Consider the following 24884-nt stretch of genomic DNA (forward strand, 5'->3'; position numbering starts at 1 on the left):
CGCGGTCGCGCCAGGCGACCGCCTCGCGGGTCGGTGGGTTCCTGCGTGCGGTCAGAACGTGATGACCTCGTAGTCGTCGGCGACGAGCGATCGGATGCTCGGGTGTCCGTCGTGGTCGTCGAGCGTCACGATGCCGGCGTCGTCGACCGCGTCGTCGACCCCGAACGCACCCGAACAGAAGTCGCACGCGGACGCGTCGTCGCGGACGGCCTGGTACAGTTCGTGGTTGTCGTTGTCCTCGTCCTCGAGTTCCGGGATCCACTGCGTGCCGGCGCCATCGAAGACGAGTTCGAGTTCGTCGTCGTCGTTCTCGGCGAACTCCTTCGCGGTCTCGAGTGCGTTCACGATGCGACCGAGATTCTCGTGGCCCTCTGTGCCTGCCAGGACGATGACTGCTGCTTTCGTCATTACGTCACTTGCTATGGGCGAGGGGGCATTATCGAGCGGGGTGCTGTGTGTCGGCGCTGCTTTCGCGACGAGCGTTTATACGACCCGGTTCGCAGTTCGGGAGCCGGTTCGTCGTCGCGGAACCGTGTCAGTGCGAGTGGTCGACGTCGCCGCGCGTGAACTGCCCGGAGAACCCGCGCTGGACGACTTCCGAGAGCGCGGGATGGATGTGAACGGACTCGCGGACGTCCTGGACGGAGCCCGAACCGGCCTTCATCGCGACGACGACCTCCTGCACGAGGTTCGAGGCCTCGGGGCCCACGATGTGACAGCCGAGGATTCCGCCGTCGAGGTCGACGATGGCCTTCAGGAAGCCGTTGGCCTTCATCGCACTCCCCCTCGCGGTCTGGTCGTACTGGTACGTGCGGGTGGCGTAATCGCGGCCGGCGGCGCGGAGTTCGCTCTCGGTCGCGCCGACGCCGGCGACCTCGGGCGACGCGAACACCGCGAACGGCATCGCCGTGTAGTCGACCGGCACGAGGTCCTCGCCGAAGAGGTTCCGCGCGACGGCCTGGCCCTCGTGGTTCGCGCTGTGCTTCAGGAGGTACTCGCCGACGACGTCGCCGAGCGCCCAGACGCCGTCGGCGGTCGTCCGCAGGTACTCGTCGGTCTCGACGAACCCCTGCGCGTCCGTCTCGATTCCAGCGGCCTCGACGTCGAGGTTGTCCGTATTCGGGCGGCGGCCCGCCGCGACGAGCAACTCGTCGCCCGTCACGCGAACCGGGTCGGCGTCGGCCTGGACGCCGGCGTCCACGCCGCCTTCGCCAGCCTTGCCGTCTTCGCCGCTATCAGCGTCCTCGCCGTACTCGTACGGGCGCGCCTCGACCGTGACCGTGCCGTCGGACTCGGAGACCGACGTGGCCGCGTGCCCGGTGTGGAGCGAGAACCGGTCGGCGTACCGCTCGGTGAACGCTTCGGCGACCTCCGCGTCGGCGTCCGGGAGGAGGTTCGGTCGCCGGCCGATTATGGTGACGTCGCTCCCGAACGTCCCGAAGAAGTGCCCGAGCTCGGCCGCGATGTATCCGCCGCCGACGATCACGAGGTGGTCGGGCGGCGTCTCCCGCTGGAGCGCCTCCGTGCTCGTCAGGTAGTCCACGTCGTCGATGCCGTCGATGTCGGGGATCGCCGGACGGGTTCCGCTGGCGACGAGCACCGTCTCGGCCTTCACGGTCGCGCCCTCGTCCGGGCCGCTCACGACCTCGATGGTCCTCTTGTCGACGAACCGCCCCTCGCCCTCGTAGAGGTCGTGGTGGGGCGACGAGGAGAGTCCTTGGCGGATGGACTCGGCGCTGCCCTGGACGTCCTCGTTGACCTCCCTGACGATGTCGGCGAACGCGACGTCGTTCACCTCGACGTCGATATTGAACTCGTCGGCGCGCTCGACCGTCTCCAGCACGTCCGCGTGGTACAGGAGCATCTTCGAGGGGATGCAGCCGCGGTTCAGGCACGTCCCGCCGAGTGGTCCCTTCTCGACGACGGCGACCGACTGTCCCTGGTTCGCCGCGGCGTTCGCGACGTCCAGTCCCGACCCGGAACCGATGACCAAGAAGTCCACTTCGTTCATACCGTGGTGGAGGGTCTCGGGCCGTAATAGTCGCCGGCTGTCGTGCACAAGGACCGCATCGCACGTCGCGGTCCGCGGATCGGCCGGAGCAGGACGTCGCCCCCTCGACCTGACAGACGAACGCGGCCGTCAAACCCACCACTTTCTATCCTTTCAGACGGAATTCGGAGACCTTCGAAGACACCAAATGGTAGCGAATGGTTCTCGCTGCCACTCGGGGGTAAGCTTATATCCCTCCGGCGTCTACGTTAGGGTACAATGAGTCAACTGAACGCTCCCGTCAGCACGATGTTCGACGTCCAGCGCACGATGATCGAGCAGTCCCACGAGGCGATGACACAGAGCATCGACGCCCAGCAGCAGTTCGTCCAGTCCATGATGGACGTCGACGCCGCGAAGCAACTGAACGAGCGCGGTTACGAGGCCGCCCACGGGATGGTCGACGCCTACTTCGACACGCTCGAAGCCACGCTCCCCACCGACCAGGCGACCGCCCTCGAGGACGTCCGCACGACGATGGTCGAGCAACTCGACGCGCTCGAGGCGAACCAGACGGAGGCACTCGAGGCGTTCGAGGCGTCCGTCGAGGACGCGACCGAAGTCACCGACGACGGCTTCGAGGCGTTCCTCGCCGCGCTCGACGAACAGATCGACGCGACCTTGGAACTCCACGGCGACGTCGAGCACCAGACCCTCGAGAGCGTGGACGAGTTCGAGCACAACCTCGAACAGCTCGAGACGCAGGTCGGCGAGATACAGGCCAAGCTCGAGGACGCGTCCGACGCGATCGCCGACTCCACCGAGGAGATGGTGGAGGTCCAGTTCGAAGCGACCGGCGAGTCCCTCGAGTCCCTCCCGGGCCTCGGCGCGACGTACGCCCAGCGGCTCCAGGAGCAGGGCATCGAGACCGTGCAGACGCTGACCGAAGCCAACGCCGACGCCATCGCGGAGATCGCCGACGTCTCCACCGAACAGGCCGAAGCGTGGATCGACGCCGCCCAGACCACCGCGAACTGACCGGCGCGCAAATCGGCGGCACTGACCGTGGAACCGAGCGTTAGTGCCGGCGAGAGCCTCTCGGACGCTACTGCCCTCCCGACAACTTTCCGTTTCTTTTGCAACTCACGGATCGAACCAACGCTCTCTTCGCGAAGGAGACGACGCTCTCATAGCTGGAGAGCAGGCATTTAGGGAGAAGCGCGAGCGACCGCCAGAGTCACAGGCGGAGATCGATGTAGCGGACGCGAACATGGATTTCGGACGCGAGGCGCGGGAACCGGTGTATCGCCGAAGCGGGGTCTCAGCGAGGGGATCACTGACTCGACTCCTGATCTGCAGTGGTACGGCTCGTCGTCGAGTCGCGCGTTGTGCGCGTCGTGGAGCGACGGGAACTCCCGGTACTCGCTCACCGACCCGACGCCGCTATTCCGAAGATCGTGCCGATTCGAGGATCGATACACCGAACACATGGACGTCTGTGAGAACACTCCTTCGTTTGTCACGACGGACGGAAAAGAAGAAAACATAGAATGACACCTATATTATGGTTCTTCAATATTCGTTGAGAACAAATACGAAGTAAAGTCGTCCGCTGACGACTAGTAATGCCTTCTCTGCTCAGGATCCTGCGATCGTTCGTGTACCGGACTTCCAGGAGGATTATCAGTAACACTTGAAACCGAGGATCGGTCCCGGTCGGGCATCAGGGTTAGACGCCGAAATGAACGTTCCCTCCGGCTATACCCGTACAATCGGTTTATAGGGGACGCTCCCGATACCCGATTTCTCCGATTCAGTATGGGTGGTTGCTGGGAAAAGCACCGAACTATCGGACGTGCCAGGGATTGGAGCGGGGCGCGGGATCCGAACTCCCGATGTTTGAAGCGACGATGCTCGTCGGCCGCGAAACAGATAGTATTCTAGATATACACCGCCAGATGGGGGGAATGCCTGAACCACGGATCGGTGAACGGGTGCGTTATCGGAATTTTGAGCGGGTGGCAACGATTGTCACTGGCAACTGGTACGACTCGGACGAATATCGGCGCCATCATCGGAGCGACGTTCGTGAGGCTGTACTGCAGTACGGTTCGCGTATCGCTATCGCCCGTCGCCCGCGTCGATCGAACGAAGGACCGCTGTTCGATCTGGCGCACCTGCGACCGGATAACCCGTGCGCTGGCTCGCCAGAGGATGCGGCCCGTCCAACGGCGACCACCGTTCGACCCGTCGAACGACCGGGACTCGAGAACTCGCTCGAGGGAAGCACATATTATCACCCGCGGGGAATACCGTGCATAGGGTCGCATGACCGACCAGATGCGGAACGGCCTGTTCACCGAACAGGGCAAGGCAGCGATCGAGAAGGCCGGCTACGACGAGCCCGGCGCGACCTCCTGGGAGTCCCGGGGGCTCGGTGACGACCCGGTGGTGCCCCACGGGGGCCGCGAGGTCATCGGATGGCCGTTGCACACGGTCGTCCGCGGCCAGTTCGCGTACGCCGACGGCGATGGTTCGCGATCAGCACGCTGACGAAGACGGCGAGGTCGACGGCGCGTACGGGTACGGGACGCACATCGGTCGCCCCATCGAACTGGGACAAAGGTACGAGCTATGGAACACGGACACATCAACGCGGCAGGCGACGGCGCACAGCACTCACCGACGGGCGTGGTGGCGAACCACTCGGATCGACGAGGGACGGTGGTCAGATGACTGAACGAGCCGGCCCCCTAGCGGGACTGCGGGTCGTGGAGGTCGGAACGATGATCTCCGCGGGCACGGTCGGTCGGCTGCTCGCCGACTTCGGCGCGGACGTCGTGAAGGTCGAGCACCCGAAGGCTGGCGACCACTTGCGGCGGTTCGGGCCGGAGAGCAACGACGCTGGCATTTGGTGGAAGTACCTCGCGCGCAACAAGCGCTCGGTGACGCTCAACCTCTCCACGGAGGAAGGGAGCGTGGTGTTTGAGGACCTCGTCGCGGAGGCGGACGTGCTCGTGGAGAACTTCCGCCCGGGAACACTGGAGCGCTGGAACGTCGGCTGGGATCACCTATCGACGGTGAATCCGGACCTCGTGATGCTCCGATTGAGTGGGTTCGGACAGACCGGCCCGTACAGCGAACGCCCCGGGTTCGGGACGCTTGCCGAGGCGATGTCGGGGTTCGCGTACCTGAACGGGTTCCCGGACCGCGAGCCGCTCCTCCCGCCGAGCGGGCTCGCCGACGGCATCGCCGCGATGTACTCGACGTTCGCCGTGATGTTCGCGCTCTACCACCGAGACGTCAACGGAGGTGGCGGCCAGTACATCGACACCAGCCTCATCGAGCCCATCTTCTCCATCCTCGGGCCGCAGCCGCTGCGGTACCAGCAACTCGACGAGGTCGAGGAACGCGCGGGGAACCGCTCAACGTCGTCCGCGCCCCGGAACGTCTACGAGACGAAGGACGACCGGTACGTCGCCATCTCCGCAAGCTCGCAACCGATCGCGATGCGGTTGTTCGACGCCATCGATCGCCCGGACCTCAAGGACGACCCGCGCTTCGAGACTAACGAGAAGCGCCTTGAGAACGTCGAGGAACTGGACGCGATCATCCAGGACTGGATGGACGACCACGACCGCGAGACGATTCTGGAGCGCTTCGAGGAGTACGAGACGACGATCGCGCCGATCTACAACGTCGCTGACATCGTCGAGGACGACCACTATCGGGCCCGGGACGCGGTCGTGGAGGTCCCCGACGACGACCTCGGGGACGCGCTCGTCCAGGGCGTCGTCCCGAAGTTCTCGGAGACCCCTGGCGAGATCACGCACCTCGGGCCGAGCCTCGGCGAGCACAACGACGAGGTGTACGCGGAGATGCTCGGATACGACACGGAAACGCTCGCGGACCTCGAGTCCGCGGGGGCGATCTGAATGCCGGCGCTCGCTCGCGTGGAGGTGGCCTGAATGGACCTCCCTGCGGACGTGACGATCGTCGAGATGCTACCACGCGACGGGTTCCAGCGCCTCGACGAGTTCGTGCCGACCGACGAGAAGGTCGAGATAATCGACGCGCTGTCCAGTACCGGCGTGGACGAGATCGAGTTCACGTCGTTCACGCACCCGAAAGCGGTGCCGACGCTCCGGGACGCCGACGAGGTCGCGGCGCGCATCGACCGCAACGACGACGTCACCTATCGCGCGCTCGTCCCGAACGCCGTCGGGATGGAGCGCGCTTTGGAGGCGGGCGTTGACAAGGTGAACGCACTTGTCACCGTCTCGGAGACGTATAGTCGGAACAACCAGAACATGACCGTCGACGAGATCCTCGACGAGATCGACGCTATCGTCGAGCTCGCCGACGGCACTGACGTCGAGGTCGAAGCCGGGATGGGGACGAGCTTCTACTGTCCGTACGAGGGGCGGATCCCGCAGGAACAGACGCTCGCGGTGGTTGACCGCGTCGTGGAGGCGGGCGTGGACGAGGTGACGCTCGCGACGACGATGGGGCTCGCGAACCCGGTGCAGGTGGAGTCGATGTTCGACGAGGTGTTCGAGCGCCACCCCGACATCGACGTCGGATTGCACCTCCACGATACGAACGGGATGAGTCTCGCGAACACGCTCACCGCGATGCAGGCGGGCGTCGATCGCTTCGACGCGTCGCACTGCGGGCTCGGCGGCGGCGTCGTGCTCCCCGAAGGAATGTCGGGCGTCGGGAACACGCCCACGGAGGACCTCGTCCACATGCTCACCGAGATGGACGTCGCGGTCGACGCGGACTTCGACCGCGTCCAGGACGTCGCGCGCGACGTCTCGGACCGCCTCGGGCTCGGAGCGACGAGTCACGTCCTCATGGGCGGGACCGTTGCGGGCGTCCTCGACACCGTCGCCGGCGACGAGTAGCGAGAGCAGTTCACCCAGTCGACCAGGCGGTATCCTTTTCCTCGCGTCCCGAGTATACCGTCCAACGGGCGACGGCCGCGGTCGGGCGGTCGCCGGAGACATCATATGACAGGCAAGACGCTGGCGGAAAAGATACTGTCGCGGAAGTCCAACACCGACGCGTACGCCGGAGACTACGTCGAGGCGGCGATCGACGTCGGGTTCACGCACGACGTCACTGGCCCGCTCACGTTCGACGTGTTCGAGGAAGTGACGGGCGGTGACGGCGAACTATTCGACCCCGGTCGAACGGCGATCACGATCGATCACCACGCACCCGCGGACGGCGTACAGGCGGCGAACAACCACAATCGCGTCCGCGAGTTCGCCGCGGAGTACGGCGCCGTCCAGTACGCCGTCGGCGACGGCATCTGCCATCAGGTCCTCGTCGAGGACGGGTTCGCGGGACCGGGCGATCTCGTGATCGGAGCAGACTCGCACACGACGACGTTCGGCGGCCTCGGCGCGTTCGGCACCGGCGTCGGGTCGACCGACCTCGGCACCGCGCTTGCGACCGGTGAACTCTGGTTCCGCGTGCCCGAGACGCTCCGGTTCGAGGTCGAGGGAGACCTCCCCGACGGCGTGTACGCGAAGGACCTCATCCTGCGGTTCATCGGCGACGTCGGGTTCGACGGCTGCACGTACATGGCCGCGGAGTACGCGGGCAGCGCCGTGACGGACCTCCCCGTCCATGAGCGACTCGTGCTCGCGAACATGGCGATCGAGATGGGCGGGAAGGCCGGCATCGTTCCGCCCGACCAGCGCACCGTCGACTATCTCGAAGCGCAGACCGGGGAGCGCGTCGACCTCGACCCGGACCTCGCATCCGACCCCGACGCCGCCTACTACGACGTCCACAGGTACGACGCCGCCGCGTTCTCGCCGCAGGTGTCGAAACCGAGCAACCCTGAGAACGCCGTCGACGTGGACGAGGTCGTCGGGACCGAGATCGACCAGTTCTTCGTGGGGACGTGCACGAACGGGCGCTACGAGGACATCCGCGTCGTCGCGGACATCATGGAGGGTGAGACGCTCGCGCCGGGGACCCGGATGGTGGTCGTCCCGGCGTCCGCGGACGTCTACGACCGCATGCTCCAGGGCGGCGAGTTGAAGACGTTCGTCGACGCGGGCGCCATCGTGCAGGCCGCCGGCTGCGGCCCGTGTTTCGGCACGCACCAGGGCGCGCTCGGCGACGGCGACGTCGCGCTCGCGACCGCGAACCGGAACTTCCCCGGACGCGAAGGTTCGATGGACAGCGAAGTGTACCTATCGAGTCCCGCAACCGTCGGCGCCAGCGCGCTCTACGGCGAGATCACGGACCCGCGCACCGTCGAGACGCCGCGCTACGACGACGTCGTCCTCGAGGAGGTCGCGGCATGACGGGCGCGACGAACATCACCGAACCCGGGCGGGCGTGGGTGTTCGGCGACGACATCGACACCGATCAGATCGCACCGTCGCGGTTCCTCGTTTCCAGCGATCCCGAAGAACTCGCCGAAGCCGCGTTCCACGACCATCGCCCCGAGTTCCACGAGGAGGTCGTCGACGGCGACTTCGTCGTCGGGGGCGAGAACTTCGGGAGTGGATCCTCGCGCGAGCACGCACCACTCGCGCTCGTCGGCGCGGGCGTCGACGGCGTCGTCGCCGTCTCCTTCGCCCGCATCTTCTTCCGGAACGCCATCAATCTCGGGCTCCCCGTACTCATCAGTCCCGAGGCGAGGCGGATCGACGACGGCGACGAGATCGCCCTTCGGCTCGAGGAGGGGACCATCGTCAACCATACGACCGGCGAGACATACGACGCCGAGGCGCTCCCGCCGTTCCTCCAGGAGCTCGTTGACCGCGGCGGCCTGAAGCCGTACACGAAGGCGAAGCTCGCCGGCGACCTGTAGGACCGAAGGGGTCGCCTCCCCCGCGGACACGGTTCGAGTGCGAGGGAGCGGTCATCGCTCGATCGACTCGACGAGTCGTCCCGTCCGAAGGTTCGTCACTCGGATGCGTGTACCATCGTCCGTAGTCTTAAGACATCAGTCCCCGAACGTCCCATCCATGCTTCACGAAGGTGACACCGTACCAGACGTGACGGCGAAGGTGACCGCTGGCGACGACGGCCACGAGACGTTCTCGCCCGCCGACGCAGTCACAGACGGCCCCGTCATGCTCGCGTTCTTCCCGCTCGCGTTCTCCTCGATCTGTACCACGCAGGTCGAGGACGTCCAGGAGAATCACCTCGATCAGCTCCGCGATCTCGACGCCAACGTGTACGGCGTCAGCGTCGACAGCCCGTACGCGCTCTCGGCGTTCCACGAGGAGCGCGACCTCGAGTTCCCGCTGGTGAGCGACTTCAATCGCGAGATCATCGAGGCGTTCGGCATCGCGACGGACGCGGTCGGGCTCGAGGACGTCGCCCAACGCGCCGTGTTCGTCGTCGACGAAGACCAGCGGGTCGCGTACGCCAACGTCCTCGAGGACGGCACCGAACTCCCGACTATGGATCCCGCAATTGACGCCGTCGAACGGCTGCAGGCGGCCGACTGACCGCTCGCTCGACGGCGCATCCTCACACCGCGTCGACGTCGTGGACGCCGTTACCGGACCTGCTGACCGACGTCAGGACGTCGACGTCGAGATGCATCCATTCCGTATCGCCGACCGCCCCCGTCTCGACCTCGCTCGTACCGACGTGCGACGTGCTCGAGGAGTCACCTCTCCAGGCGGCCGTCTGCCGCGCGGTAGCATGCACGACTCACGCCGGCACTTCCCCGGGCGGCTATTCCCGTGCTCCCGGACGAAGTCGGTCGTGCGGTTCGATCGACCCTGGCGTTCCACATTACGGAACATAGTGATCGTCGAGGGCCGGTCAGGTGAGAAGTGCGATCGGGGCTTCAGACGGGTTGCTTCGATGGGGTTCTTCTCACTCGCGACACAACTGTTACAGGAGTAATTATGTAACATGGCTCGCCATCCGGAGTGAACTCTATCCCGGATAACGGAACGCAACCGATCCTCGGTCACGTCGCGGATCTTTCGGGGAACGACAGCGGGGTACCATGTATGACTCTGGCGCACGTTCTACGTTCGAGAAACGGGATACGATACTGTTCGTCCTAGAAAATGCGGCTATCCTATGCGCCGAAGGCGGGGCGTGAGGGGTCGCCATGGAATAGTACTGTTACGATACCAGCGATGTACGGGCAACGCCTCACATGTACTCGAGGTTGATCTCGAGCTCGTTGGCGGTGCCCAGCAGGAGGTTGGGGATCTCCTCCTCGAACCAGTCGCCGCGGATTCGGTGGCTGGGCCCGGAGACCGAGAGGGCGCCGTTGACCGTATCGTCTGGGCCCAGGACGGGGGCGGCAACGGCCCGCAAGCCCTTGATTGCCTCCTCGTCGTTGAACGCGATGCCTCGCTCGCGGATATCGTCGAGCTGGTCGACCAGTTCGTCGCGGTCCGTGACCGTGTTCTCGGTCAGCTCGGGAAGCCCCCAGCGATCCAGGATCTCCTCGACGCGGTCCTCGGGCATGTGGGCGAGCATCGCCTTCCCGCCGGCGATGGTGTGGAGATAGCGGTAGGTACCGATGCGGGAGTTGGTGCGGACGGCGTGATTGCCGATGCCGCGGTAGAGGTAGACGGCGCGGCCGTGTTCCTCGGTCATGAAGAGCGAACGCTCGTCGGTTTCCTCCGCGAGCGTGTCGACGGCTGGACGGACCAGCTCGTAGACGTTCCGACGGGCTCGCGCGTACTCACCGAAGTTGAGGAACTTCAGACCGACGTGGTACGTGTCGCCTTCCTGAACGACGAACTCGTGGCGGTCGAGCGCCTTGAGGTGACGGTGGACGGTGCTCTTCGCGAACCCGGTCTCTTCGGCGAGTTCGGTAACGCGCCCACCGTCGAGGTCACGGATGGCTTCGACGATGGCGAACATCTTGTCCGCCGTCTTCAGTCCCCCGTCGTCGGCGTCGTTCGTGCTCATACCACCTACAAGGCGCGGAGGGCACATAAAGTTCCGGAAAGTGGAACAGTAGTCGTTCCGACGAGAGCCCTCGTACGACCCCGTGATGGATGTAGGCATGGAATGACGGAGGTGGAGTGCAGGGGTTGTGGGAGCAACGGCCACCACGTGTTCCACTATACAGAACGCAGCTGCAGGTGTTTCGCGAACGAACGCAACGGTACGTCGGGGTTCAGATCGGCCGGTCGATGTGCGTCCCGTAGCCCTTGTCGCCGACCACATCGCCGTTCTCATAGGCGATCTGGCCGCGAACGACGGTGTGGGTCGGCCACCCCGCGAGTTCCATGCCCTCGTAGGGCGAGTAGTCGGAGCCGCCCTGGAGGAACTCGGCGGTGACCGTCTCTGTCTCGTCCAGATCGACGACGGCGAGGTCAGCGTCGGAACCGACCTGGATGGTGCCCTTCTTCGGGTAGACGTTCCACGCCTTCGCACTGTTCGTCGAGGTGACCTCGACGGCGCGAGGCAGCGAGATGCGGCCCTCGCCGACGCCCTCGGTCAGGATGAACGGCAACATTACCGACGACCCGGGGAAGCCCAGCAGCGAGTCCGTGAACGTCTCGCCGAACTTGTTCTCGGAGACGTTCGCGATGTGGTCGCAACCGATGGTCTGGATCGTGCCGTCCGCGAGGCGATCCCAGAGCACCTCCTGGTCTTCTTCGTAGCGCACCGGCGGGTTGACCTTGAACTCGGCGCCGGCCTCGTCGGCCGTCGCGGCGAGGTAGTGAAGTGTCGTCTCGCCCCACAGGTCGTACCCGGCCTTCCGGAGCTCCTTGAGTTCGTTCGCGGTGCGGCCCGAACTGATGTGGACCGCGTAGAAGCTGTCGTCGTAGTCGTGCTGTTTCGCGAGTGCCGCGCCCGACACCATGCTTTGGGTCTCGGCGTACCCGGGGAACTCCTCGACCATCTCCTCGTAGTCGTAGTCCTCGTCGGGTTCGCTCTCCAGGTAGGGGTTGCCTCCCGCGAGCGCGTTCGTGATCTCGACGTTCTCGGAGTGATAACCGAGCGTCGTCGGGACGTCGACCGCCGCCAGTTTCTGGATGAAGGCGTCGCCGAAGTCGTCGCGCATGTCGCAGTCGACGCCGAACTTCTCCCGGGCCGCGTTCTTGTAGTTCATGTACCACTTGAACGACGTGATGCCCAGCTCCTCGACGATGTAGGGGATCTCCTCGACGTGCTCGAACGACAGCAGGCCGAGCGAGAAGAAGTAGTCGTGGTAGTAGTTGGGCTCGGTCTGCGCGAAGTAGTCGTCCATGATCTCCTCGTACGACCCCGCGCGCCGGAAGAAGTTCCCGATGGTCGTCACCCCGCCGACGAGGTTGCCGCGCGATTCGCTCTTGGCGTCCTCGTCCACACCCCGGTAGATGCCGTGGTGCGTGTGGGGGTCGATGGCGCCCGGGAGGACGTACTTGCCGGTGGCGTCGACCTCGGTGTCGCCCTCGCCGGCGAGCGACCCCGGTGCGGCGATGGCGGAGATGACGTCGCCGTCCGCGGCGACGTCGGCCTCGAACTCGCCGACCTCGGGGGTGACGACGGTGCCACCGGTGACGACGAGGTCGTGGTCAGTCATCGAGCATCGCCTCCACGTACTCCTCGACCTCCTCCGTCTCGAGGACCTCGGCGTACTTCATCCAGAGGTCCATCAGGCCGATCTTGTGGCTGGCCTCGATGCGGTCGAAGATGCACTCCTGGGGGAGGACGACGTTGAAGCCGTGCTGCTGGGCATCGACGGCGGTCGCCCGCACGCACCCGCTCGTGGAGTTGCCGACGACGACGACGGTGTCGTACTCGTTGCGGACGAACCGACTCAGGAGGTCGGTGCCGTAGAACGCGGACGCGTAGGACTTGTCCACGACCGTCTCGCCGTCCTCGGGCGCGACCGGGTCGACGATGTCCAGGTCCTCGTGATGCGGATCGTCGTAACTTGTCGGAACGACGCGCGTGTACATCACGTCGACGTCGTGCCCGCGAGCGAACGCGAGGAAATCCTCGATGTGCTCGATGGCGTCCCACGCGATCTCGCCCATCGCGGTCCGATACTCCTCGACGGCCTCCAGGATGGGGACGTCCTCGCCGACGACGAGCCGCTGGACGTCGATGACGAGGACGACGGGGTTGTCGCCCAGGCCCCGCGACTCCCAGGAGGACGCGCCCTCCTCGTCGTAGCCCGCGGCCTCGATGACCTTCTTGTCTCGTTCGGTCAGCAGGTCCTCCCAGATTCGCTTTGTCATGGTACTCCTTCGAACGATACCCCGCGCCGGGCTTAAAATTTCGTGCCAGCGGCTCGTGCGTGAGCGACGCAAATGAAATCGTCCCGAGTGCGGACGTCGCTAGCGACGACACGTCGCCCGGTCTCGGTGTGCGATAGCTTTACACTCGCGGCCGTACCCCGTAGTGGTATGAGCGAGTCCGAGCAGTACGCTCTCAGCGACGAGACCAGCGAGGTCGTCGGCGTCGACGACGTGGAGTGGGACGTCTCCACGGACGTCCTTGTGGCTGGCGCGGGCGGCACCGGGTTGGTCGCCGCGCTCGCCGCCGCCGAGGAATCCGACCTCACAGTCACGATCCTGGAGAAGGCCGCCGAACCAGGCGGGAACACCAGCCTGTCGACGGGGATGGTCCCCGCGGCGGGCACCCACCTCCAGGAGGAGGCCGGCATCCACGAGACGCCCGCAGACATGGCCCGCGACATCCTGGAGAAGAATGGGTACGAGGCGGACGAGGACATGGTCGTCCACCTCGCTGAGGAATCGCGCCACCTCATCCATTGGCTGGTCGAGGACTGGGACGTCGACATGCACCTCGTGGACGACTTCAAGTACCCCAAGCACAGCGAGTACCGGATGCACGCCCCGCCGGGCCGGAACGGCGCGAACCTCGTCAGCCAGCTCGTCGACCTGCTCGAGGAACTGGACAACGTGGAGCTCCTCACGAACGTCCCCGTGAACCAACTCGTCGCCGACGACGGCGCCGTCGTCGGCGTGAAGGCGGGCGTCCACCGCGAGGAAGCGATCGAGGCCGAGAAGGTCGTGCTCGCGACCGACGGCTTCGGCGGGAACAAGCGCATGATCCAGGAGAACCTCGACGAGGAGATCGAGGACGCCCTCTACTTCGGCGCGGACGGGAACGAGGGCGACGGCATCCGCTGGGGCGCGGAACTGGGTGCAGCGCTCGCGTCGATGGACTCCTACCAGGGGCACGCCACCGTCGCGCACCAGACCGGCGCGCTCTCGACGTACGCGATCGTGATGAACGGCGGCATCCTCGTCAACGAGGACGGCGAGCGCTTCGGCGACGAGTCCGCGGGCTACAGCGAGTTCGCCATCGACGTCCTCCAGCAACCCGACGGGGTCGGCTACGAGATATTCGACGAACGCATCTTCGAGCGCCTGCAGGGCCAGTTCGACGACTTCGACGAAGCCGTCCAACTCGGCGCGTACGACTCCGCGGAGACGGTCGAGGAACTTGCGGAGACGCTGGGCTGCGATCCCGACGCGACGGCCGCGGCCGTCGAGTCCTACAACGAGGCCATCGACACCGACAGGCCCGACGACGTCGGGCGGACGGACGGTCGGGACACGCTCCGGTCGCCGTACTACGGCACGAAGGTCACTGGCGCGCTGTTCCACACGCAGGGCGGCCTCGTCGTCGACGCGCACGGTCGCGTGCTGCGCGAGGACGGCGATCCCGTCCCGAACCTCTACGCGGGCGGCGGGAGCGCGGTCGGCATCAGCGGCAGCGGTGCCGGCGGCTACCTCTCCGGGAACGGCCTCACCGCGGCGCTCGGCCTCGGGCGGCTCGCCGGCGAGCACGCCCGGGACGCGCTCGGGATACGGCGATGAGCGACCAGACGGCCGGCGACGAGGGCGGTGACGTCGACGAGCGGGCGGCCCTCCGCGGCGTCGTCGAGGAGTTCTTCGAACGTATGGCCGACGACGACCGGCGGTCGACCGTCGGGGAACTGTTCGCGGACGACGCCACCATCACGGTCCCGGGCGCGACGTTCGAGGGCTCAGATGCTGCCGACGAGATGCTCGCGTTCTTCGCGCCGCGCTACGAGTGGGCCGCCAAGGAGTACGACCGCTGGTTCGTCGACGAGCGCGAGAACGCGGTCGTCTCGCTCGGCACGCTCTACGGCGTGGACAACGACGGCGACGAGTTCTCGGACGTGAGCTACGTCGACGTCTACGAGATCCGGGACGGGGAGATCGATCGCCTCGACATCTACAACGACCTCGTGGCCGACGGCGTCGTCCCGGTCGGGGGCGCGAGCGGTGTCGGCGACGACGCTACCGCCACCGGGAGCGGTTCGGAGGGCGCGAATCGATGAGCGGTCGCGAGCGCACGGGCGTCCTGTTCTCGCTCGAGGACGACCTCGACCTCGTGCAGCGAGCGGAGACGCTCGGGTACGAGAGCGTCTGGACGGCGGAAGGGCAGGGGAGGACGGCGTTCGGGAAGCTGGAGCGGTGGGCGACTGTCACTGACGAGATCGGCCTGGCGACGGGCATCGTGAACGTCTACGCTCGCACGCCCGCCACGCTCGCGCAGGCGGCGGCGACGCTCGACGCGCACTCCGACGGTCGCGCGATTCTCGGGCTCGGCGTCGCCCACCCGGGCGTCGTCGAGGAGTTCCACGGCGTCGAGTTCGACCGGCCGCTCGCGCGGATGGCGGAGTTCGTCGAACTCGTCCAGCGCTACCTGCGCGGCGAGCCTGGGGGCTACGACGGCGAGTTCTTCACCCCGAAGCGAACGCGCTTCTGGGACGCCTTCGAGCCGGTCCGCGAGGAGATCCCCATCTACAACGCCGCGCTCGGTCCCGGGAACGTCCGCCTGGCCGGCGAGTACTGCGACGGCTGGCTCCCCAACCTCTACCCGCTCGACCGGTTCGAGGAGGCCCGGGAGTGGCTCGCGACGGGCGCCGAGCGCGCGGACCGGGACGTCGCGGACGTCGACGTTGCGATGTACGTCCTCACCGCCGTCGCCGACGACCCCGCGAGAGCCCGACGCGCGGCGAGGCGTCACGTCGCGTACTACCTGCGGGACATTCCCGGGTACTACGGTCGGGTCGCGGAGAACGCCGGGTTCGCCGACGAGGTGGCGGCCGTCCGCGACGCCAGCGACCGGGACGCGGCGGCCGCGGCCATCAGCGACGAGTTCCTCGACGTGGTCGCCGTCACCGGCGGTCCCGACGACGTCCGGCGCGACCTCGAGGACCTCCGGAGCGCGGGCGTCGACCTCCCCATCGTTCGCGCCCCCGCCGGTGCGGACCGGGACCTCGTCGAGCGCGTCCTCGAGACCTGCGCGCCCCGTTGACCGCCCGACCCGTCGGGGAAGAACCGACGGACGAATCCCTCGTCCGCCGCGCGACCATACCTTTTTGCCGACGCCCGTTGCAGAGTCTGCCATGTCAGAGAGTAGCGTCGACCTCGTGGTCAGCGACGCCCGCGTCGTCGCAGAACGTGGAACGATCCGGGGCGGCGTCGCCTGCGACGACGGTCGCATCGTCGCCATCGGTAGCGACGCGTGCCTCCCGCCTGCCGACCGAGTGATCGACGCGGACGGGAACTTCCTATTGCCAGGATTCGTCGACCCACACGTCCACCTCGGCCGGCGGGACGCGGGCTACCCCGAGCAGCTCGAGATCGACTTCGAGACCGAGACGCGGGGCGCAGTTCACGGCGGCGTCACGACGCTGTTGAACTTCGTCGAGCAGGGCGACCAGTACCTCCCGGACTGGGACGACTTCGTCGACGTCGGCGAACGCAACTCCTACGTGGACTTCGGTCACCATGCCGTGATGAGTCACGAGCACCACATCGAGGAGATCCCCGGCCTCGTCGACCGCGGCGTCACGTCGTTCAAGATGTTCTTCAACATGTACAAGTATCACGACATCGACATCGAGCCCTGCGAGGCCGACCGCGTCCACCGCGTGCTCTCCCACGTCGCCGAGTACCCGGAAGCGGTCGGGATGTTCCACTGCGAGAACGCCGAGATCCAGCGCGAGATGGAGCGCGAGCTGCGCGAGTCCGGCCGCGAGGACCTCCAGGCGTGGCGCGAGTCGTCCCCGCCCGTTGCGGAGGCGATGCAGATCGAGCACGTTGGCCGCCTCACCCGCTTCAGCGACGCGAACTCCTACGCCGTCCACGTCTCCTCCGCCGAGGGCGCGGACGTCGTCGAGCGCTACCGGCGAGAGGGCGTGAACCTCCACGGCGAGACGCTCGTGACCTTCCTCGTCAACACCGCCGACGAGGACCTCGGCGTCTGGGGGAAGGTGTCGCCGCCGCTCAGAGACGAACGCCACCAGGAACGCCTCTGGGAGGCGCTGCGGCAGGGCGTCATCCGGCACGTCGGCACCGACCACATCGCCACGAGCAAGGAGGTCCGCGAGGGCGGCGAGGGCAAGTACGGCAACATGTGGGCGGCACCGCCTGGCATCCAGCCTGGCGTCGAGTTCTTCCTGCCGATGATGGTATCGGAAGGCTACAACCGCAACCGGCTGTCGATGGAGCGCATCGTCGAGGTTTGTGCGACGAACAACGCGAAGCGGTTCGGGCTCTACCCCCGGAAGGGTGTCATTGCGGAGGGCGCTGACGCCGACCTCGTCGTCGTCGACCCCCAGGCGACGACGGTGATCGACGACGACTTCTTCCACACGCGCGAACCGCGCTGGTCGTCCGTCCACGGCCGCGGAGTGCAGGGACTCCCCACGCACACCATCGCCGGCGGCGAGGTCGTCGTCGAATGCGGCGACCTGCACGCCGACCCGGGACGCGGCTCGTACCTGCACCGGGGTCCCGGTGGTGAGACGGCGTGACCGACGACCGAACCGGTCCCGAGTTCGACATCGAGAGCGACGCGCCGAACCTCGATCGGCTGTTCTCGCCGGACAGCATCGCGCTCGTGGGTGCCTCGGGCGACCCGGAGAAACTCGCAGGGCGTCCGCATCGGTTCCTCGAACGCCACGAGTACGACGGCGACTGCTACCTCGTGAATCCGAACCGGGACGAGATAGACGGCCACACCTGTTACGACGCGGTCGCGGACCTCCCCGCGGTCCCCGATATGGCGATGGTGCTCGTCCCAGCACGCGTCACCCCGAGCGTCGTCCGCGCCTGTGGCGAGCACGGCATCCCGTTCGCGACCGTCATCGCGTCCGGGTTCTCCGAGGCGGGCGACGACGACCTGGAAGCCGACCTCGCCGCGGCGGCCGACGAGAGCGGCGTCCGATTGCTGGGTCCGAACTCGGAGGGGTTCCTGAACCTGCACGACGACGTCTTCGCGTCGTTCAGCTCCATCTGTAAGCGCGACGATCTCGACCCCGGCCCCGTGGGGTTCGTCACGCAGAGCGGCGCGTTCGGCGGTGCCCTCTTCCAACTCACGCAGGACCGCGACGTCGGCACCAGCACGTGGGTATCGACGGGGAACGAAGTAGACGTGGACGCTCTCGACGTCCTCTCGCACCTCGTCGCGGACGACCGGACGGACACCGTGGCCGCGTACGTCGAGTCGCTCTCCGACGGGCGGCGCCTGCTGGAACTGGGTCGATGGGCCGCCGCTACCGACACCGACCTCGTCGCGATGCGCGTGGGCGCGTCCCGCCGCGGCCAGCAGGCCGCCGCGTCGCACACGGGGAGCGTCGCCTCCAGCGACGACGTCTACGACGCCGTCTTCGAGCAGGCCGGCGTCACGCGCGTCCGCGGCGTCGACGAGTTCCTCGACGCCGTTACCGCGTTCACTCGCCTCCCCGGCGACTCGCGACCGGACCCGGGCGGCGGACTGGGCGTCGTCAGCATGTCCGGCGGTGCCGCGGTCCTCTGCGCGGACGTCGCCGAGGACGTCGGCCTCCCGCTCGCGGACCTCTCGGAGGAGACCGTCGCCGCGGTGGACGAGGTCATCCCCGACTACGGTTCCGCGACGAACCCGCTGGACGTCACCGCCGCCGCCATCAGCGACCCCGCCGTCTTCGAGCGCTGCATCGGCCGCGTCGCCGGCGACCCCGCGGTGAACGCCCTGCTCGTCCAGTTCGGGAACTCCGGGCGGGACGTCGTGGAGACCTTCGAGGACGAACTCGCACGACTCCGACGCGAACACCGGATGCCGGTCGTCTGCGTGTTCACCGGGTCGACGCCCCGCGCGGAGACGGCGGCGGCTCTCCGGGACGCCGGCATTCTCGTCTTCGAGGACCCCGTCCGCGCCGTCGAGACGTGCCAGCGTCTCCAGGCTCGAAGCGAGGCCGTCGACCGCCTCAGCGACGCGCCCGCGTTCGGTCCCGGACACGGCGACCGCGTCTTCCCGCGCGACGACCTCGCGGCCGCCATCGACCGCCTCGACGAGTACGGCGTCGAAAGCGTCGAGACGCAGGTCGTCGCGGACGCCGACGCCGACGACCGAGCGGCCGCGGCGGTCACCGCCGCCGCGAATATCGGCTACCCCGTCGTCGTCAAGCAGGACCCGCTTCGGGTCGCGCACAAGACCGAGTCCGGCGGCGTCCACACCGACGTCGGTTCCCCCAAGGAGGTCCGGGACGCCGTCGCCGCGTGCGGCGACGACCCGGTGGTCGTCCAGCGCCAGTTCGAGGGCGTCGAAGCGCTCGTCGGCGTCGTGGACGACGACGACTTCGGCCCCGTCCTCACGCTGGGCGCGGGCGGCGTGTTCGTCGAACTGTTCGACGACTTCGCCTACCGCGCGCTCCCCGTCGACGAGGCGACCGCCCGCGAGATGATCGCGGAGACGCCGCTCTCCCGGCTCCTCGAGGGCTTCCGCGGGCACTCGGGAAGCGTGGACGAGCTCGCGCGGTTCGTCGCGGGCGTCTCCGAGTGCTACCGCGACCACGACCTCGCGGAACTGGAGTGCAACCCCGTCGTCGTCACCGACGACGCGGCGGTGGCGGTCGACCTGCTCGTCGAGTGAGCGACGCCCGTCGCCCGTCCCGGTCGGCGGACGGACGTGGGGCCCACTACCCACACCGCTAAGACCCTCCACGACGGTAGCACACGTGATGGACTTCACGCTCGACGAGACGCAGCGACTCCTCACGCGTACCGCCCGCGACCTCGCGGAATCGGAACTCGCCGCCGACGCCTTCACCTGGGAGGACGAGTTCCCCTGGCCGAACGTCGAGAAGCTCGCCGACGCCGGACTGCTCGGCATCGCCATCGACGAAGCATGCGGCGGCGGCGGCCTCTCTCCCGTCGAGGTCCTGCTCGTCCAGGAGGAGATCGGTCGAATCTGTCCCGACAGCGCGCACGTCGTCTCGCGGTCCTCGATGGGCGCGCCGCGCGCGGTCGACGAACTCGGCTCCGACCACCTGAAGGAGCGCTACCTCCCCGCCGTCTGCGACGGCGAGAGCGTCATGAGCATCGCGATCAGCGAAGCGGAGGCCGGGAGCGACGCGACGAACATGACGACGACCGCCGAGGACGACGGCGACGACCTCGTCCTGAACGGCTCCAAGCTTTGGGTTACGAAGTCGGACGTCGCCGACGTCTTCCTCGTCTACGTGCGGTTCCCGGAGGGCATCGGCGCCGTGATGGTCGAGGACGACGACCCCGGCTTCGAACGTGGCGAGGAGTACACGAACATGCACGGGGGCGTCCAGGGCGAACTCGTCTTCGACGACTGCACCATTCCCGAGTCCCGAACCCTGGTCCGGGGCGAGGACGCGCTCGTCACCCTGCTCAAGACGTTCAACGTCGAGCGCTGTCACAACGCGATGATGTGCGTCACCGTCGCCCGCAACGCCTTCGAGAAGGCCCTGGCGTACGCGCAGGACCGCGAACAGTTCGACCAGCCCATCGGCGACTTCCAGGCGATCGAGCACAAGCTCGCTGACATGGCGATGCAGATAGAGACCGCTCGCCTCGCGGTCCTGTACGCGGCCGCTACCGTCGATCGGGACGCCGGCCTGCCATCGCGCGCGCAGACGAGCATCGCCAAGGTGTACGCCAACGAGATCGGCGAGTCGGTGCTGACCGACGCCGTCCAGATCTTCGGCGCGAACGGCTACATGCGGGGCCACCCCGTCGAGTACATGTACCGGATGGTGCGCGGCTGGAAGATCGCCGGCGGCACCGTCGAGGTCCACCGCAACGGCATCGCCCGCACGCTCTACGACAAGGGGTATCGTTGAGACGCGAGGCGTCGCGTCGAGACCACGGCGAGACCGCCGACGGCACGACGCTAGCGGCGGTGGTCTGCTAGCGGTACGAAGTCCGTTCCGGTCGACCGTCGACGACGTGACGCCAGCACCGGCCGCCCATCCCTGGAACACGAATCGTTTTAACTGTGTGCAAGTATTTCGAGGTATGGTAGGAGGAACGATCGCCCAGAAAGTGCTAGCGTCGCACGCCGGCCTCGACGACGCGCCGGACCCGGGCGAACACGTCACCGCGACGCCGGACTGGATACTCTGCCACGACATCTCCGCGTACAGTGGAATCGAGCGTATGAGCCAGCTCGGGTTCAACGAGGTCGCACGCCCCGAGGACGTCGTCCTCGTGTTCGACCACTACGTGCCGTCACCGAACGAACGCATCTCCACGCAGATGAACGAGATGGAGCGCTGGGTCGACGAACAGGGCATCGAGCACTTCTTCGACGCCGGGAACGGCATCAGCCACAACGTCATGGCCGAGGAGGGGTACAGCCTGCCGGGGACGCTCGTTCTGGGCGCGGACTCGCACACCGTCACGCACGGCGCGTTCGGGGCGTTCGCCACCGGCATCGGTCACACCGACCTCGGCGAGGTACTGGGCAGCGGCGAACTCTGGCTCCGCGTCCCGGAGTCCCAGAAGGTCGTCGTCGAGAACACGCTCCCCGACGGCGTCGCGGCGAAGGATCTCGCGCTGGCGATGATGCGCGAGTTCACGACGAAGGGCGCGATCTACGACAGCGTCGAGTTCCACGGCGAGGGCGTCCGCGACCTCGCGATGCACGAGCGCCACACGCTCTCGAACATCACCGTCGAGATGGGTGCGATGGCCGGCATCGTCCCGCCCGACGACACCACCGAGGAGTACCTCGACGGGCGCGCGGTGCGGGAGTACGAACCGGTCCGCCCGGACGAGGACGCCGAGTACGCGAACGAACGGACGGTCGACGCCAGTAGCCTCGAACCGCTCGTCGCGAAGCCGTCGGCGGTCGACAACATCGACACCGTCGCGAACTGCGCGGGTACCGACGTCGACCACGTGTTCGTCGGCACCTGCAACAACGGCAGCTGGGCGGACATCAGGGCGTTCGCCGAACGCATCGAGGACGAGTCGGTCGCCCGCGGCACCGACCTCGTCGTCACCCCCGGCACGAAGGAGGCGCTGAAGAAGCTGAACGCCAGCGGGCTCTCGAACGACATCGTTGACGCCGGCGGGATGATCGGCACCCCCGGCTGTGGCTCGTGTTTCGGCGCGCACGGTGGCATCCTCGGCGAGGGCGACACGTGCGTCGGCACGATGAACCGCAACTTCCCGGGCCGCATGGGGCCGGGCGAGATATACCTCGCGAGCCCCGAGACGGCCGCCGCCGCAGCGATTCACGGCGAGATAACCGACCCGAGGGAGGTGTTTTGAGATGGAGCGCGTCGGGCCCGCACACGTCCTGCACGACGACATCGACACCGACCAGATCATCCCCGGCGAGTACCTCAACACCGTCCCGGACGCCAAGCTCGGCGAGTTCGTCCTCGAGGGCTACGACCCCGAGTTCGCCGACCAGGTCGAGCCGGGCGACGTCATCGTCGCCGGCGAGAACTTCGGGCTCGGGTCCTCGCGCGAAGCGGCGCCGATAGCTATCCGGAACGCGGGCGTGGGTGCGGTCGTCGCTGAGTCCTTCGCTCGCATCTTCTACCGGAACGCCATCAACGTCGGCCTCCCCATCGTCGTCGTCCCCGGCATCACGGACCACGTCAGCGAGGGCGACGAGATCCGCGTCGACGTCGCCGAGGGCGTCGTGGAGAACGTCACCACCGGCGAGACGTTCGACGCCACCGGCCTCCCCGAGGACCTCCTCGAGATCCTCGAGGCCGGGGGACTCGTCGAGTACCGCAAGCAACAGCGAGCCTGACCACTGCGCCGACCGAGCGGGCGAACCGATCTACAGTTCGTCGTAGGCGTCCGCGTACCGCTCTTTGGCCGCCGCGTACTTGTCTTCGAGCGCTTCGACGTCGCCCATCTCGGTTATCTCGTCGCGTTCGCCCCACTCGACCATGCCGTCGAGGATGTTCTCCTGGCTGCGTTCGTCGATCAGCGTCTCGTAGGTGTTCTGGATAGTCTTGAGCGCGGCCTTGAACGAATCGGAAGGGTAGATGGCGAGGTCGTAGCCGATGTCGGCCAGTTCCTCGGCGGGAATGGGCGGGGTCTTGCCTTTCGCCGCGAGGTTCGCGAGTAGCGGCCCGGGCGCTTCCCTGCAGACGCGCTCCATCTGCTCGCGCTCGGTCGGCGCCTCGACGAACAGGACGTCCGCGCCGGCTTCCTTGTAGAGGTTCGCGCGACGGATCGCCTCGTCCAGGCCGTCGGTGGCGAGCGCGTCCGTGCGGGCGATGATCTGGAAGTCCTCGCTCTCGCGGGCGTCGGTCGCCGCCTCGACCTTCGCCGCGAAGTCGGCAGGGTCGACGATGCTCTTCCCATCGAAGTGCCCGCAGCGCTTGGGGAACGTCTGGTCCTCCAGCTGGATGGCGTTGACGCCGGCGCGCTCGTACTCCCTGACGGTCCGGTGGACGTTCATCTCGTTGCCGTAGCCCGTGTCGCCGTCCGCGATCAGTGGAACGTCGAGGACGCCGGCCATCTGGCGGGCGCGACGCACCATCTCGGTCATCGTCGTCAGACCGACGTCCGGGCCGCCGTGGACCGACGACGACACGCACGACCCGGACATGTAGACCGCTTCTGCGCCTGCCTGCTGGGCCATCCGGGCAGTGAGGGCGTCCCAGCCGCCGATGGCCATGAGGAGTTCGTCGCGCTCGATCAGCTCTCGAAGCTTCGCTCCGCGATCCATACCCACCGCTAGCGGGGGCCGTGACAAAAGCCTGCCTCTCGGGGCGAACCTCCACGTCCGGCTGGCCGACTCGGCGAGTCGAGGGTTAGCCGGTCGAGTGGACGCCGCCGTCGACGACCAGCGATTCGCCGTTGACGTAGGCCGATAGGTCGCTCGCGAGGAACAGGGCGGCGGCGGCGACGTCGTCCGGACGCCCGAAGTGTCCGAGCGGGATGCGGTCGCGGAACGCGTCGCCGGTCGGAGTGTCGACGACCTCGGAGTCCGCTCGCGTCATCTCGGTCTCGACCACGCCGGGGTGGACGACGTTCGATCGAACCCCGTGTGGGCCGAGGGCGTCCGCGAGCGCGTACGTGAGGAGGCGGGTGGCGCCCTTGGACGCGCAGTAAGCGACGTAGTCGCCGACGCCGTACAGACCGGCGGTCGAGGAGACGTTGACGATACTCCCTTCGCCCGCCGGCACCATCCGTTCGGCGGCGGCCTGCGCTCCGAAGAACGTGCTCTTCACGTTCGTCGCCATCACGCGGTCGAACTCGTCCTCGGTGGTGTCCTGGAGGTCGCGCTTGAGGAAGATCCCGGCGTTGTTCACGAGGACGTCCACGCCGCCCCAGTCGTCGGCGGCGGCGACGGCACGCTCGATCGCGTCGGGGTCGCGGACGTCGCACTCGACGAACCTGGCGTCGCGATCCGTCTCGTCGCGGATGCAGTCGTGCGTTGCCGTTCCGCCCTCTCGGGGGGTTTCGCGGATGTCCGCGACGACGACGTCTGCGCCCGCTTCGGCGAACCGGCGGGCGATGGCGCGGCCGATGCCGGACGCGCCGCCCGTGACGACGGCGGCCCGGTCAGTGAGGAGTGCTGGCGTCGAATCCATACCCTCAGTGGCGCCGGCGCGACGTTGTATCTTTCCCCCGCGGCGTTCGTCGAGGCGGTCGTCGGCCCCCCAAGGTTATTG

22 protein-coding genes are annotated in these 24884 nt (G+C 67.2%); 15 read left to right on the top strand and 7 right to left on the bottom strand.

Annotated elements, in window-relative coordinates; genetic code table 11:
• Positions 1-51 precede the first annotated feature (51 nt).
• Both G9C85_RS14465 and G9C85_RS14470 read right to left on the bottom strand, forming a co-directional pair.
• Positions 52-408, bottom strand: a complete 357-nt coding sequence (locus tag G9C85_RS14465) for a DsrE family protein (RefSeq protein WP_166041243.1) — start codon at positions 406-408, stop codon at positions 52-54.
• Positions 409-535: 127 nt separating this feature from the next.
• Positions 536-2011, bottom strand: coding sequence for a dihydrolipoyl dehydrogenase (locus G9C85_RS14470; RefSeq protein ID WP_166041245.1), 1476 nt, complete (start codon positions 2009-2011; stop codon positions 536-538).
• A gap of 258 nt (positions 2012-2269) precedes the next feature.
• On the opposite strand from G9C85_RS14470, the gene G9C85_RS14475 reads away from it, so the two are divergent.
• From G9C85_RS14475 to G9C85_RS14505, 7 genes are all read left to right on the top strand, one after another.
• Positions 2270-3028, top strand: a complete 759-nt coding sequence (locus tag G9C85_RS14475) for a helix-hairpin-helix domain-containing protein (RefSeq protein ID WP_166041247.1) — start codon at positions 2270-2272, stop codon at positions 3026-3028.
• A gap of 1290 nt (positions 3029-4318) precedes the next feature.
• On the top strand, positions 4319-4543 hold the full coding sequence (locus G9C85_RS14480; RefSeq protein ID WP_166041001.1) for a hypothetical protein: 225 nt from the start codon (positions 4319-4321) through the stop codon (positions 4541-4543).
• A gap of 179 nt (positions 4544-4722) precedes the next feature.
• Positions 4723-5925, top strand: coding sequence for a CaiB/BaiF CoA-transferase family protein (locus G9C85_RS14485; RefSeq protein ID WP_166041249.1), 1203 nt, complete (start codon positions 4723-4725; stop codon positions 5923-5925).
• Between the two features lie 33 nt (positions 5926-5958).
• A complete protein-coding gene (locus tag G9C85_RS14490; RefSeq protein ID WP_166041251.1) occupies positions 5959-6897 on the top strand; it encodes a hydroxymethylglutaryl-CoA lyase in 939 nt (312 codons plus the stop codon).
• A gap of 105 nt (positions 6898-7002) precedes the next feature.
• Positions 7003-8316 (top strand): 3-isopropylmalate dehydratase large subunit, encoded by a 1314-nt coding sequence (locus tag G9C85_RS14495; RefSeq protein WP_166041253.1) that lies wholly within the window; start codon positions 7003-7005, stop codon positions 8314-8316.
• The gene (locus tag G9C85_RS14500; RefSeq protein ID WP_166041255.1) at positions 8313-8828 is read left to right on the top strand and encodes a 3-isopropylmalate dehydratase small subunit; all 516 of its coding nucleotides are present in this window, start codon (positions 8313-8315) and stop codon (positions 8826-8828) included. The genes G9C85_RS14495 and G9C85_RS14500 overlap by 4 nt, the downstream gene beginning before the upstream one ends.
• A gap of 157 nt (positions 8829-8985) precedes the next feature.
• The gene (locus G9C85_RS14505; protein ID WP_166041258.1) at positions 8986-9474 is read left to right on the top strand and encodes a redoxin domain-containing protein; all 489 of its coding nucleotides are present in this window, start codon (positions 8986-8988) and stop codon (positions 9472-9474) included.
• 664 nt (positions 9475-10138) lie between these two features.
• Here G9C85_RS14505 and G9C85_RS14510 read toward each other — a convergent pair.
• The 3 genes from G9C85_RS14510 to G9C85_RS14520 form a co-directional block, all read right to left on the bottom strand.
• Complete coding sequence (locus tag G9C85_RS14510; RefSeq protein WP_166041260.1) at positions 10139-10909, bottom strand: IclR family transcriptional regulator; 771 nt, start codon at positions 10907-10909, stop codon at positions 10139-10141.
• A gap of 211 nt (positions 10910-11120) precedes the next feature.
• Positions 11121-12515: a dihydroorotase family protein gene (locus G9C85_RS14515; RefSeq protein ID WP_166041261.1), complete on the bottom strand. Its 1395-nt coding sequence runs from the start codon at positions 12513-12515 to the stop codon at positions 11121-11123.
• Complete coding sequence (locus G9C85_RS14520) at positions 12508-13176, bottom strand: isochorismatase family protein (RefSeq protein WP_166041263.1); 669 nt, start codon at positions 13174-13176, stop codon at positions 12508-12510. Before G9C85_RS14520 ends, G9C85_RS14515 begins: the two co-directional genes overlap by 8 nt.
• A 168-nt stretch (positions 13177-13344) precedes the next feature.
• Between G9C85_RS14520 and G9C85_RS14525 the strand changes: the two genes are divergently transcribed.
• The 8 genes from G9C85_RS14525 (at position 13345) to G9C85_RS14560 (ending at position 23005) form a co-directional block, all read left to right on the top strand.
• Positions 13345-14787, top strand: a complete 1443-nt coding sequence (locus G9C85_RS14525) for an FAD-dependent oxidoreductase (RefSeq protein WP_166041265.1) — start codon at positions 13345-13347, stop codon at positions 14785-14787.
• Positions 14784-15275: a nuclear transport factor 2 family protein gene (locus G9C85_RS14530; protein WP_166041267.1), complete on the top strand. Its 492-nt coding sequence runs from the start codon at positions 14784-14786 to the stop codon at positions 15273-15275. Before G9C85_RS14525 ends, G9C85_RS14530 begins: the two co-directional genes overlap by 4 nt.
• Positions 15272-16258: an LLM class flavin-dependent oxidoreductase gene (locus G9C85_RS14535; protein ID WP_166041269.1), complete on the top strand. Its 987-nt coding sequence runs from the start codon at positions 15272-15274 to the stop codon at positions 16256-16258. Before G9C85_RS14530 ends, G9C85_RS14535 begins: the two co-directional genes overlap by 4 nt.
• Positions 16259-16349: 91 nt before the next feature.
• Positions 16350-17762: a dihydroorotase family protein gene (locus G9C85_RS14540; RefSeq protein ID WP_166041271.1), complete on the top strand. Its 1413-nt coding sequence runs from the start codon at positions 16350-16352 to the stop codon at positions 17760-17762.
• Entirely contained in the window at positions 17759-19858 is a 2100-nt protein-coding gene (locus G9C85_RS14545) for an acetate--CoA ligase family protein (RefSeq protein ID WP_166041273.1), read from the top strand. The genes G9C85_RS14540 and G9C85_RS14545 overlap by 4 nt, the downstream gene beginning before the upstream one ends.
• Positions 19859-19946: 88 nt before the next feature.
• A complete protein-coding gene (locus tag G9C85_RS14550; RefSeq protein ID WP_166041275.1) occupies positions 19947-21077 on the top strand; it encodes an acyl-CoA dehydrogenase family protein in 1131 nt (376 codons plus the stop codon).
• A 175-nt stretch (positions 21078-21252) separates the two neighbouring features.
• The gene (locus G9C85_RS14555) at positions 21253-22512 is read left to right on the top strand and encodes an aconitase/3-isopropylmalate dehydratase large subunit family protein (RefSeq protein ID WP_166041277.1); all 1260 of its coding nucleotides are present in this window, start codon (positions 21253-21255) and stop codon (positions 22510-22512) included.
• 1 nt (position 22513) lies between these two features.
• The gene (locus tag G9C85_RS14560) at positions 22514-23005 is read left to right on the top strand and encodes a 3-isopropylmalate dehydratase small subunit (protein WP_166041279.1); all 492 of its coding nucleotides are present in this window, start codon (positions 22514-22516) and stop codon (positions 23003-23005) included.
• Between the two features lie 30 nt (positions 23006-23035).
• On the opposite strand, the gene G9C85_RS14565 is transcribed toward G9C85_RS14560, so the two are convergent.
• Both G9C85_RS14565 and G9C85_RS14570 read right to left on the bottom strand, forming a co-directional pair.
• A complete protein-coding gene (locus tag G9C85_RS14565; protein WP_166041281.1) occupies positions 23036-23935 on the bottom strand; it encodes an oxaloacetate decarboxylase in 900 nt (299 codons plus the stop codon).
• 85 nt (positions 23936-24020) lie between these two features.
• Positions 24021-24803, bottom strand: coding sequence for an SDR family oxidoreductase (locus G9C85_RS14570; RefSeq protein ID WP_166041282.1), 783 nt, complete (start codon positions 24801-24803; stop codon positions 24021-24023).
• Positions 24804-24884: the final 81 nt, after the last annotated feature.

The organism is Halorubellus sp. JP-L1, assembly GCF_011440375.1.
Classification (GTDB): Archaea; Halobacteriota; Halobacteria; order Halobacteriales; family Natrialbaceae; genus Halorubellus.